The organism is Moraxella sp. I5G (assembly GCF_055193055.1).
The window spans coordinates 28,469-41,919 of the sequence record NZ_JBUXLH010000010.1 but is presented as its reverse complement, the minus strand read 5'-3'; the positions used below and the strand labels follow the sequence as shown (position 1 = coordinate 41,919).

Sequence of the window (13,451 nt, the reverse complement as noted above, 5' to 3'; positions counted from 1 at the left end):
ATTGATAAATATTTCTAAGCCACCTATGCGGTGTGTAACAGCCACCCATTGGGCAGGCGTGCCAGCTTTAGCTTTCTAAGCCACCTATGCGGTGTGTAACAAAACTAAAAAATGTGTATGACAACATCTCATTTTCTAAGCCACCTATGCGGTGTGTAACATCCAAGCTGGCGATGATTATCGCATCACCTTTTTTCTAAGCCACCTATGCGGTGTGTAACATCCATGTTTGGGCTTGAGAACTAGACAAGATTTTCTAAGCCACCTATGCGGTGTGTAACGTTATCGCGTACGCTCACTTTGTGACTCGCGAATTTCTAAGCCACCTATGCGGTGTGTAACATGGGTTGGGTTTTTCATCATGCCAGAGCGTGTTTTCTAAGCCACCTATGCGGTGTGTAACGTTAATTAGCTGTTGGCGCTCGTACCAAAGAGCTTTCTAAGCCACCTATGCGGTGTGTAACTGTTTCAACTAGAAACTACCTTAAGTATTACTTTTCTAAGCCACCTATGCGGTGTGTAACTTAGCGAGCATGTCAAACTGACAAAACGCTCGTTTTCTAAGCCACCTATGCGGTGTGTAACATGCACTGATAAGCCAGACGTCCAAAAAGACGTTTCTAAGCCACCTATGCGGTGTGTAACAGTGATTATATCAAAAAAACTTCAATAATATCAAGCCTGAACATTGATTTTAAGTAATTTAACCAATGATTTTTTGTTTATTTTTAAGTTATTGATTCTTAAAAAATTTTTTTATAGATAAAATTTTTTGGTAAAAATAAGTTTTATAGAAACATTTTAGGTAGACGAAAAAAAACCTGCTCTAAAGCAGGTTTTATATATGGTGGGGACGGAGAGACTCGAACTCCTTAATAACTAAGTAAACAGTTCACCAATTAATCGTGTTGCTAATAAATCATCACTTACATCTAATCCCATAAATATACTAGAATCTAATGGATTACCAAATCTATTAATCCAAAGTGAGTTCATTACACTTTCACTTCCTAAACTTTCAACTAGATTATGTTGTAATAAAGCTGTAATAGGTGCTTTTAAAATTAGTTTACCAAGCATATATTGGATTCTTAAATAATACTTAGTAAAGTTTGCTAAACCAATTCTATTTAAATAATCCAATGTTTTATTAGTTGGTACATCATAATTAATAAAGGATAGATTGGATTGATAAATGGCTTTATCTAAGTCCATACCTTTTTGTTGTAAATGATTGGCTAGAACATACTTAGCAGACAAATCACTAAATGATGTAGCTTCTGTTAAAAAGTTATGTACTGTAGAACCTTTATTAATTACTACTTCATTAAATACAGTTTTTAAAGGTGTAGGAATTTTTTTAGTGTATTTTTCTATGTACTCTTCAAAAGGTGTTTTATATTTACCATCATTTTCTAAATCGGTATTTATATCTTCAACAATCGTACTCATCAAACCATATTCCATATACTTGTGCATTGGATTTTTTTCTAATAATTGATTAAGTGTTTTAATCTGTCTTTTTATCTGACCAATATTAATATTACTTCTTTTGGTTTTTAATTCAGCTTCTAATTCAGATAATTTAATAGCATATTTTTTGTAGTTTTTAATATTACGCCAAGCAAATGTAGTGTCTGTGATTACTTTGATTGGATTAATACCCTGTAACATCAATAAAGATAAATTAGATAGTATGTTACCTAAAGCTACTTTACCACTTCTAACTACAATAATATCTTTAATTAAAGTCATCAGTTTTTGTACAACTTGTTCAAGTTGTAATACTCTTTTTCTAGCATTTTCTTTAAATAACATTTTAGAAAAATCAACTAATAATTTTTCAAATAAATTTAATCTTTTTTCTGGTTCATATACTTTATCAAAAGACTCAACTAATGAGTATGCTTGAAAACCAAAGGTAGCGTTATACATATTCTTATGAATAGGTATTAGATTACCCCTACCATAAGCCTTTTGTAGTTCTTTTCTAAATGTATAAGGTATCATTCTAACCATTGCTTGTACACTAGGGTCAATACTTTCAAGATTTAAGAAAATATACTCATCAGGTGCTTTACTAAAGTGTTCTTTAGTATCTTTCACTAATGCTTTAGCAACATCAATCTGATGGTTTCTGATTGCTGGTTTAAATACCAAATCACTTGCTTGTGTTGCTAGTAATAAATCAAAATCATTATTACGTTCTAAATAGGTATCTTTAGTTCTACCTTCCATCTCATAATGGTAATTTAAAATACTACCATCACTTCTATAAGTTGCTTGTAAACTACCTGTAGTTGTTCTTGGATTAACATCTTCTACATTAAATTTAGCTCTATGTCTGCGGTACTTCAGAATATCTTGTGTAGTGTCTGAAATTTTTTGATTATCAACACCTGCTGTATAGACAATAGAACCTTTACCATGTGTGTCATATAAATCCAAAGCACCTGATACATACTTATTAGATGAGTAGTTGGTGTGTATCATTAAATATCTAGGTATTGATTTGTCATTGTTATCTTGTTTTAACTTTGTTGTGTGTACAAAACCTTGTTCTTTTAATTGGTGTATTTCATCATCAGTAGTAGCAAATACTAACTTTCTATTAGGGTGTGTAATTTCAACAGTATAGCCTTTAACATAGTTATACTTATTGTATTCAAAATCTTCTTTAGACTGCTTAACAAGCTGTTCATGCAGTCTCATGGTATCTATTAACCCTTGTTTTTCATTTTTGGTTAATAAAGTTACATCAATAATATGATTTTCTTCTACATGGTTTAGAGCATATAAGGTACTTAATATATCTACAACTTTATAAATATCTTTATTAGGTTGTTCAGTTTCATACCAACTACCAAAACCCATAGCAACACCATAAGCTGATTTAACTAATCCTTTAGCAGTTTCATCAGTAACCATGTTTAAACCAAGAGAATTGATTTGATGTAACATATCATTGTATATTTCTCTATCCTTTACTAACTCTTTTAATTGTTTAGAGTATTCTGTAATTGCTTTATTTCTGTTGGTTTCATTTAGCATTGATAAAGTTTTATCTGCACTAAAACCTTGTGTAAGTAAGCTAGATAAATCAGTTCTTATAACTGCATAAGTAATTGCTGTTTTCTGTTTTTTATCTAAAGGTTTACTAAATACTTGTTGTAACTGTTTAAATGTACTGTCTTTAACACGTTTTCTTGCTTGTGCTATTGCTTGAGTTTTACTTACTAATTTATCTATTACGTTACCCCTAATACCTTGATGAAGTACCTCATTAATAGTTTCCATTAGAAATTTATTTGTTGTATGTCTATCATTAGCTTTAGCATAAAGACTGCTAATGTATTCACTTGGATTGATATTTGAGTTTATTATCTTACCTACTCTACCAACATTGCGTAAAAATCTAATATCACTGTTTCTTAAATAGTCATTATCAAACAAAGTACCTAGTACAGTTTTAAATGGTCTATCACCAAAGCTATATAAAGTGCTTCGTAGCTTTTCATAAGCTGACTGTATTTTATCTACTTGATGATTTCTTGCTTTAATTTCCAATGAGCTTAAAGAGTTTACATAAGCACTAATCATACCTGTGTTATCTTTAGAATCAGCTCTAAACCAAGTATTATTCATACGTCCTGTAATCTCTTCACTAATACGCATTATCTTATCAAACCAAGTACCATTAGCTTTAGTATCATTGAATTTATGTTTATCTAAGACTTCTCTAAACTCTTCATTAGTTAAAGCCATTGCAACAAATCTTGCTACATTATCTTGTTTAGTTTTGTTATTAAATAAATACTGAAACATTTTCTGTAAGCGTTGTTGTTCAGATTTACTTACAGACGTATATTGTGGGAATAAGTCTTTAACTGACTTAAAGTGTTCCTGTGCTTGTGTGTAGAGCTTATTTAACCCATTAAAAGCTAATGTTCCTTTATTGTGGTTTAAATACTCATTAACCATAATAGTCATAGCTTCATTGACATAGTTCTCTTTATCAGACGTTACAAATCCTTGAACTACAGCAGTGTTTTGTAGCAAACCATCAGTTAGTTTAACAAATTTTGTATTACTACTATTTTTATAAAAAACTCCAAGAAATTTATCAATTAAATTGTCTAAATGTTTATTATGTTGTTCAGTAACATTTCCCTTATTAAGCTCTTTAAAAACATCAGTAACTTCTTTAGCATTTACTTCTGTTTCAACACTGCTTGCTCTGTAATCAGTTTCAACAAACCCTGTAATAGTTGAGTCATAGTTCTCAATGGATTGGTTTACTCTATCTACAAAGGTTTTATAGCTTGTGTTTTTATTTAAACCAAGCATGGAATAAATAGCTGATAAGAAAGTATCTATTACTTTAGTTAGTTTACTTTTAGGTTTTATACCTAGTTTCTTTAAATCTAAATTATTACCAATAAAACTTGCTACAGTTTTATCAGTCAAACCATAAGCAACAAACTCATACACATTTTCTAAGGCTTTATCAATAATTTCATGTTTATCTAATGATTGTTTATAAACTTCTTTTAACTGTTCAAACATTGCTTTAATATCCTTACTGGCTTGAGTATCTTTAGTTAAACCAGTCTCAGTTAAAGCATGGATAAGTTCATGATTGATTGCTTTTAATTTAAGCTCATCTTGAACGTCTTTACTCTTAAATAATGTTTCATTTAATTCTATTTGGTTATCTTTGTTATAAGCTCCATAATGTTTTTCAGATAATTTAGAAACTTTAATTAATAATTTAGGATTATGTTTATCTATCAAACCAGTAAGCATAGTAAATACATCTTTACTTGATTGGTTTGTCTGTAACTTATCTACAGATAACTTTAAACTATTGAGATTAAATAACTTAGTATTAGTATTAGTATTAGTAACTTTATCTGGATTAAAACTATTTTTAGTTGGTTTGAATATTTCTTTATTTATATCATCAACCATCTTGTGTAGTTCTTCTCTATTGGTTTCAATAACTATAAATTGCTCTTCAATCGTATTTCTATCTACTTCAGTTAAGTAATATTCACCACCTTCACCACTATATTGATGGATGCTTTCTACATCTCTATATAAACGTATTTTATTAATATCATGTTCTAAGGCTGTATCCACTAAATTATCTAATGATGTTAGTGTAACTAAACCATTATCAATTTTTAGGATTTCACCAATTTTAATTTTTGTTTGAGTGATAATATTATTCTTTTCTAACTCAGTTAGTAAATCACTATCTAAGATACCTTGTAGTGTTCTCAACAATCCAAACATACTTTCAGAAAAGATATGAAAATTAACTGTGTTATTAAAGAATGCTTTGTTTTGGTTTATTACCATGTCATTGTGGTTGTTAATTCCAGTACCATTAGCATCATGGAAATTCTGGGTTACTACACCTGCTGTACTAGCTTCAGATGAAATAACACTGTCTGTACTTTGGATATGTTGTGAGTGTGGTCTTACACTGATATTGGTTTCTTGTTTACCTTTAATAAATGGACTATCTTTAACAAGTCTTAAATCACCTTGTTCTGTGTACTGATAAGTCTTACTTTCAGTATTTACTGGTAATAATGTATTCTCTTCCTTAGAAATTTCTAAAGCATTATCTAAACTATCATAATGACTATAAGCGTCATGTATTTTAGGAAGAATATTTGATAAAGGTTTTTCAATAAACTCTTTAATTTCATTTGTTGTTAAGGTTTCATAATCCAGTAAATCCTTTCCAACTTCACCATACTTTTCTTTTAATCTTTGTTTATGTAGTTCATTAGCTCTTTCTACAATGATGTCTTTAGCTCTAGTGTAGGCTTCATGAGCAGTGTTGCTGATATTTACGTTTAATGTCTGTCCTTGAACAATCTTACTACCATAAGCATTAACAGCACTTGTTAAGGCTTTACCATAAGTTTTAATGTAAGTTTCTTTTAATTTATTAATTTCTGCGTAAGTAAACTCATGGGATAATAAATCTTTATTTAACTTAAATTTATTACCCAATATTTGTTGCAGTGCGTGTTCTATTTCATTTCTTTTTAATTGTGCTAGTTCAACTACCTTAGAATCACTGGATTTAAGGTCATTAGCTATACTCTCTAATTGGTCAATAATATCTTCATACATACGATTTGATGCAGAAATTTTAAGTGATTTATTACCTGCACCATAACCAAATGGAATAAGTAATGCTTTTAGGGTTTTACGACTTGTTAGACTGGTATTTAATACTTTGTATGCTTGTGATACATTGGTCTTTTCAACTAAGTTAATACTATTTAATAAAATAGGTGCTAAACCAGTGTAATAGTCTGTAACTTCTGGGTCTGAACGTGTACTAAAGTAATTTCTATGGTTACTAACTGATAAAAATATACCTACTCGTTCTAGTAACCTATTGTCTATAATACCCATTAGAATAGCACCAATACCAGTACCATTATTTAAACCATCAGAAGATATACCAAATGATGTAGTAAATGATTTACCATCTTTTAAGGCTTTCATAAAGTTAGTTAATTCAACTAAGGCTCTAAAGGATTGTCCACCCATATCCCATTGTTTTACTAAAGTAAGTATTGCTTGTTTTTGTTCTTGGGTTAAATCTTTACCTTGTTGTAAATCCGATACTGCTGATACTGCTTGAATTACTTTATCATCAGTAGTTAAGTATTCCCAAGCCAAAGGAAGAATATTAGCACTAGATACTTTATCTACAGTAGCACCTTTAGATAAACCCTTATCTATAATAATTTGTTCAAATATTTTTTCTGTACCTTCTGCATTCTCAAGAACAGCTCTTAAAAATAAGGTATAGTCTTTTGGTTTACCTTGTTCATCGTATAAATTATTAATATCAAAGTTAGATAGGTCTATAGTAGTTTTAAAGTTCTTTAACTCTACTAATGCTCTATGTACTTTAGAACTCTGAAAATTAATTACATTACTAACATAGTGCATACGTCTATTGACAGCGATTTTAATTCTGTCATAAAAAGAAGTGTCTTCGCTAGGTAAACTTAGTTTCCAATCAAAATAGTTCTCTAAGTCTCTTAGATTACCTTCTGCACTTGCTAATTTACTTTCTTGTCTAGTTATATGTATTTTAGATAATTGTTCTGGTGTAACCCTAGCCTTAAATAAATCCAGTAAAAAATCTTTATCACTTTCCTTTAGTTTTTGCATAATTCCAGACATATCTTGATTTATAACCATAGGTTCATCTTGCATTTTCTGGATTCTTTCTTTTTGGGTTTTAGATATTTTAGATTTAGTTTTATCTATCTTATTAGTAGCTTCTGGTGGTGTTAATGTAGGGTATTTCTTAGAACTCTGTAAACCAAACAAATCATTTAAATACCCTTTAGTTCCTTTACCTAATTTACTTATCTGTAAAGCTAATTGACTTGGATTTTTACCATCAAATTCTACGTAAGAGACAAATCTAACTGATTTATGTTTATCTTCATCAGTAACTGGTTGGTTTGTATCTGCTTTATACATGTCCATAGGTACTGTGTGAATATATACTAAATCTGCAACTTGCATAGCAGATACAACCCAGTTACCTAAACTAGCTTCTAAACGAGCTAAGGTATCCTGTGGTACATCATTATACTGTTTAAACCCTAATAACTTTGATACAGTCTTACCCATATCCACTGTTACAGAACCCAATGAATTACCAATAAAAGTGTACTTCTTAGCTACTTTATAATCCAATGAAGTAGTTTCTTCATCAATACCTAATGCTCTATATAACCCTTTCTTATCATGTCTAGCCCTAGAACCATTAATTACTGTGTAGTCATAAGCAGTTAAACTAAGTGCAGTTAATAAGTTTTCATCAAACTTAGGATTATCATGTGTTCCTATATTTAAAAATGATTTTAAATCTTGATATTTATATTTGGTTTCTTTATCAAAGAAAGAAGCTATTAAATATTCAGAAAATTTCTCACGAAATTCAATAAAGTGTTCTAACTGTTTTTGCTGTACTTTATTTGGTTTATCTTGGTTTAATCTACTAATTTCAGAAGTACCGTATAATTTGATACGAGTTACTAAATCTTTTACTTTAGATAAATTAGTAGTATTTTCTTGATGTATGCCAGAAACTAATACATTTCTTTCTTTGTATGGTTTATTAAGCTCTTCTTTTCTAGTCTCTTTAGTTACACCATCAAAGATTGATAAATTACCATTGTTATCTGGTTTTTGTATCTCAATAGCTAAAGCAACAGCATTAAGCAGTTTTTCATAGTAGTTATTAATTTCTGTTTTAGCAGGAATACCTAAAAAAGATTGTAAGCCATTAATGAGCTTAGTGAACAAATTAGAAGTAACTTTACCTTTAGTTTCAATGGTTTTTAAAAACTTACCAAAACCATCTTGATTAATACCTAAAGCAATTAGATTTTGATAACTTTGAGTTGCTTTAATTACATTATCAGACTGTTCTTTACCTAAATTATTTAAATTTTTTAATGTATTACTAATTTGGTCTAATTCATTTTTTAAGGTGATTAGTTTACGAGTTTGTTTAGGTAATTCTTTAAAATCTTTTGAAGTATCATACTCTAATTCATTTAATTGGTTTAAAGTATCTTTAGTAGCAAATTCTACTAAATTAACCATAAAATCGTCTATAGTCTTAGCACTAACATCTGCTTTACTACCATCAAGACTAGCAGTTAAATCAGGATAACTTTGACTAATAGCATTTACAATAATCTTCTGTTGTTCATTTAAAGTCAGTGAATCCAATATTTCGGCTAAATTATGTGAACCTTTTAAAGTATTATTTACACTACTGTCTTTAAGTGCTTTAGGTGTAATTTGTTTTAAACTCTCTACAGTTTTTACCCTATTACTAACTGCTTTTGATTTACTAACAATAGCACTTCTTGGTTTTTCTTCAATAATATTAGGTAAATCAGTCTGCTCATTTACAGGTTCTGCTGTAAATGTCATGTCATTTTCATAAACTTCATCTGGTATGGTAAATATACTTGTTTCTTGGTTTCCTGAAGTATCAGTGTAGTTATTCTCTGGTTGATAACCAGAAGTATCAATATAATTTTCTTGTTGATTATCTTGGATTTGTCTTTGTAAATCTAGGTTAGCAAATTTTTCCAATTCAGCATTATCCATTTGTCCTGCTGTTTCTTGTAAATCATTTAACCATTCATCAACACTCTGTGGTTCTTTAGTTTTAGGTACACCTTGTTGTGTTGTTTTATTTACTGGTTTAGTCTCTAAAGGTGTACTGATATTCTCTTTATTACTTGGTTCTACTTCAGTAGGTGTTTCTACTGCATTAGGCTTTGTCTCAATAGTATTAGCGTTACTGGAAATAGTATCAGCTTTAGTAGCAGTATCAGTATTATTAGTTACTGGACTAGTAGTAATTGGTTTACCATTAGCATAAAGTTCTTTACCTACTAAAGATAGTTTCTGTTTAGCAAAGTTAATCTGTTCATCATGTGGTAAGTCTCTAGTAGCTTCTACAAACTTTTTAATAAAGAATGGAACATCAGTATTTGTTCCTTTACCATCAGTATTTTTCTTAAAATATAAAGTTTTATCTCTAAGATTATCTACTTCATTTTTAAACCAACTATTATCAACATATTTATGGGTAAATAACTCTATATACTTTTCAGTAGCTTCTTTTTGATTTGCTACTTTCCATTTTTTATTAGTGGTTTTAGTATTAAAAGGATTACCAAATTGTCCTAATTTAGTCTTACCTTTTCTTATATTCATAGCTAATGAAATTGTTGTATTGTAATCAACCCAAATACCATCAGGGTCTATTTCTTTCATTTTTCTCCAAGACTCTACACCTTTAAACTGAATACCTTTACTGCTAGGTTTACTAGGTGTATAAGATGTTTCTATTGTTTTAGACTCTAAACTATCAAAAATACTTTGATAAGTTTTTGTAAATTCATCTAAGAGTTCTGCTTCTTTAAAAATAGTTTCCATTGCTTTATTTGGATTTGATGTATTTACTACAAACTTACGAGAATTGTCTGTAAGGATTGATGGGTCATCAATCTCAATCCAACTATTCTTATTGCCAGAGTAAGCCAATGTAATAGGTTTACCATCATACTTAGCTAAAGCATTCTGAATAGCATTAGCTTTACTTACATGGTCATCTCTAAACCGAGTTAAATAACCCATATACTTTAATTTAGTATCTTTATTGCCATGAGCAAATATCTCATCGTATTGGTCAATACCTAAGTTATTTTCTAAAGTCTCATTACCACCTTTAAAACCATGAATAATATGACTATGTACCCTATCTGCATCATCTGCTTTAATTCTCATTTTAATGTCTAATAATTTGATTAAATCATTAGCTTGAGATTCAGAAATAACACCATTTTTACTTAATTTGCTAATACTTTCTTTAGATTCTTCTACATTATCTAAAGTAACTGTAGAAAAACGTTTCATTAATTCTGGGATAACTTCTTCTACTTTACTTTGATTGGTTTGTTGTTGTTGTTTGGTTTGTTGATTAACCTGCTGTTGTTGTTCTAACTCTAATTGAGCTTTTTTATTCTGTAACTCTTGTATCTTTAAATCTTGTTGGTTCTGTTTTAACTGTTCTTGTTGAATTTTTGTTTGGGTATCTTGTAGATACTGTTCATCGGTATTAACTGGTACTGTGTTTAAACCAGTAGTAAAACCATCACCATCATTGACAATATCTTCATAATATTTTCTATTAGATGTTCCGTTATGGTCTTTAACTGTTTTACCAGACAATAACTTACCAACACCACCAACACCACTAATATGTGCTGTTTTAAGAAGTCCTAAAATCTCTTTAGGTGATTTACCTTTAGTGTACCCAGATTTAATCATCTGGCTTAGGTTGTTCATTGTTCCGTTGGCAAAAGCCTTATCTTGTAATTCATGTGAATTTAAAAACTTCTGTAAATCTAAACCATGATTCCAGTTACTAGGGTCATTTAATGCACTCCAACCATTTGCTTTTTTTACAGCTTCTGAACCACCATACTTTTTAGTTGTACCTTGTTTTAAGAATCCAGCAGTTTCAAGATACGCTACACCTGCTTGATACTTACCAATAAACGGTGTTCCTTTAGCTTCTTTAATATCTAACTTACCACGACTTTCTGTGTATAATGTACTAGCAATATATCTTTGCCAATCATCTTTAGTTAAGCCAACAGATTCACTAGCTTTACTAAAATTTTGCATAAATACATCTGCTGATGTATTAGCCATATCCCATACTTTTTGTCTATTTGGGTCTAAAGAAACTTTAACTTGCTGTGTAGTTTGTTGATTGGTTTGTGTATTGCCATGAAAGGCTTTTACTTTATTTATACCTGTATCATCTTGATGACCAATACGAATAGTTACACCATCAGTAAAGGTAATATCTGTATAGTTACCATACCCTGTATGATTACCTTTTTTATCCTTACCTGTAGATTTACCATAACTAATACTTTTAACTTTATCAGCCCATTCAGGTGATACTAATAACTCTTTACCTGCTTTACCACCAAAGTGTTTATTAATACTAAAATCATAACCCCTATGCCCACCATAACTTCTTTTAGCTCCATATACCTGTTCTGGTTTAAAACCAAAAGTATTAGCATAATGGTTTAAAGTTTTACCATCTACAGTAAACCTATCAAAATAACTATTTGGATTAACATTTGCACTGCGTACAGAGACATCAAAGTGGTCTGCTGAACCAGCACCAACTTGGTCTCTTGCTTTAGTATAACTACCCATAATGGCTATTGGTTTGTTTTTATTAAAACCAGTTGTATTAGATTTAGTTGGGTTGATATAACTATCTACTAAATCACTTAAAGTTTTAGAACCTACATTGGTTTCTTGTAAATTAATAGTTGTAGTAATAGGTTTAATATGTTCTTCATAAAAACTGTTTCTAAAGCCAATTAACTTTGCTTTATTTTTTTCATCAGTTTCAACACGGATTCTTTCATCAAGTGAAGTTAAGTAAGTAAATGCTTCATCTTTGGCTTTATTTAAGTGTTCTTTAGCTTTGGTTTTACTAGCTGTATCTTTTGCATTATGTAATTCTGTATAAGCTCTAGTAAATGCTTTAGATGGGTTATACTTATCATGTTGTGGGTCTAATAACTGCTCATAAGGCACATATAAAGCGTTATCAGCCTTTTTAGTGGCTTTACTACCTAAAACACTAGGTGCTTGTAATGCTCCACTCATAGCACCAGATAAAGCCATAGCATGACCTATGTTTTTACCTGTATCTTGAGTTAGTTGTTTACCACTCATAATATTTTGGTTTACTGTAGAGTTTAAAGCAATTAGACCTTCTTCACCCATATCTACAGCAGTTCCTTTAATAGCACTACTTAAACCAGTAGCTCTTGATAGTGTAGATATATCACCACCACCTAGTTTATGAGCTAATTTACCACCTGCATAGGTTATACCAGCATTACCTAAACCAGAAGCTAGTATATGAGCCTGTACCTTACTATCATTTAAATCTAGGTTATTTTGTTGTGCATAATCTTTTGCTTCACCATATCCAGATATTCCTTCTGTTAAAGAAGCTACAGCTAATGGGTTTTTAGTTACAGAAGCCAAAGCCATTGATGGTAATGATTGTACTGCTTGTTGTGTAGCTAGATAAGGGTTATCAGCAAATAGTTTTACACTTTCCCATAAATCCCCTACCTGACTTCCTGTATTAATATTATGGAATTTTTCATTAAAATCATTTTCCATTTCTCTTAAACCAGTGGATTTATTACTATTTAACCATTCTTGTCTTTGTTGTTTTTTAGTTGCTTGGTTTACTTCCTGTGCTAATTTGTTTTTATCAACTGTAGCATTACCTGTAAGCATACCTACAGCCAGTTTACCTGTTTGAGTATCTGGATTTACTTTATCTAACCCTATAAGTCTATTAAATGCTTGTCCTGCTTGTATATACTGTCCTACTGGATTTCTACTGTCTGCTATCTCACCAATTTTACTATACCCACTAAAACCAGTTTTATCAGCTAAATAATCACCTACCTTTTTCATAGGTGTAATAGTTCCATATTCAGCTATATTACTAGCAGTATCAGTAGCAACAGCAACAGCACCATCAACTAGATTATTCAAACCAACACCGAAATTAGTTAAAGTATCTTTAACTGGGTTGGTTACATTGGTAGTTACCTTTTCTACTGGTTTTGGTTCTTCATAATATGATGTAAAAGTCATATCATTTGGATTTCTTTGTTCAGGTTGATGTACTCCCATATTTTCTAGTTTTTGGTTTACTCTAGCTCTAGCTCTTTGTAATGCTTTATCGTAATCACTCATAATATTCTTCCAAAAAAAAACACTTAATTCGCATTAAGTGTATATTATTTTTA

At 30.4% G+C, this 13,451-nt stretch carries 1 protein-coding gene and 1 CRISPR repeat array (1 of these 2 cut by a window edge); the gene reads right to left on the bottom strand.

The annotated features are described in order from the left end of the window. Positions 1-645: a CRISPR direct-repeat array (repeat unit 28 nt; unit sequence TTTCTAAGCCACCTATGCGGTGTGTAAC) (it extends 3,249 nt beyond the left edge of the window). 234 nt (positions 646-879) lie between these two features. Further along, entirely contained in the window at positions 880-13,398 is a 12,519-nt protein-coding gene (locus tag ACZBKJ_RS06665; RefSeq protein ID WP_463200196.1) for a hypothetical protein, read from the bottom strand. Positions 13,399-13,451: the final 53 nt, after the last annotated feature.

Bases quoted from the DNA above. Each gene is read 5' to 3' on its own strand.
- ACZBKJ_RS06665 (WP_463200196.1), bottom strand. From the start codon at position 13,398: ATGAGTGATTACGATAAAGCATTACAAAGAGCTAGAGCTAGAGTAAAC.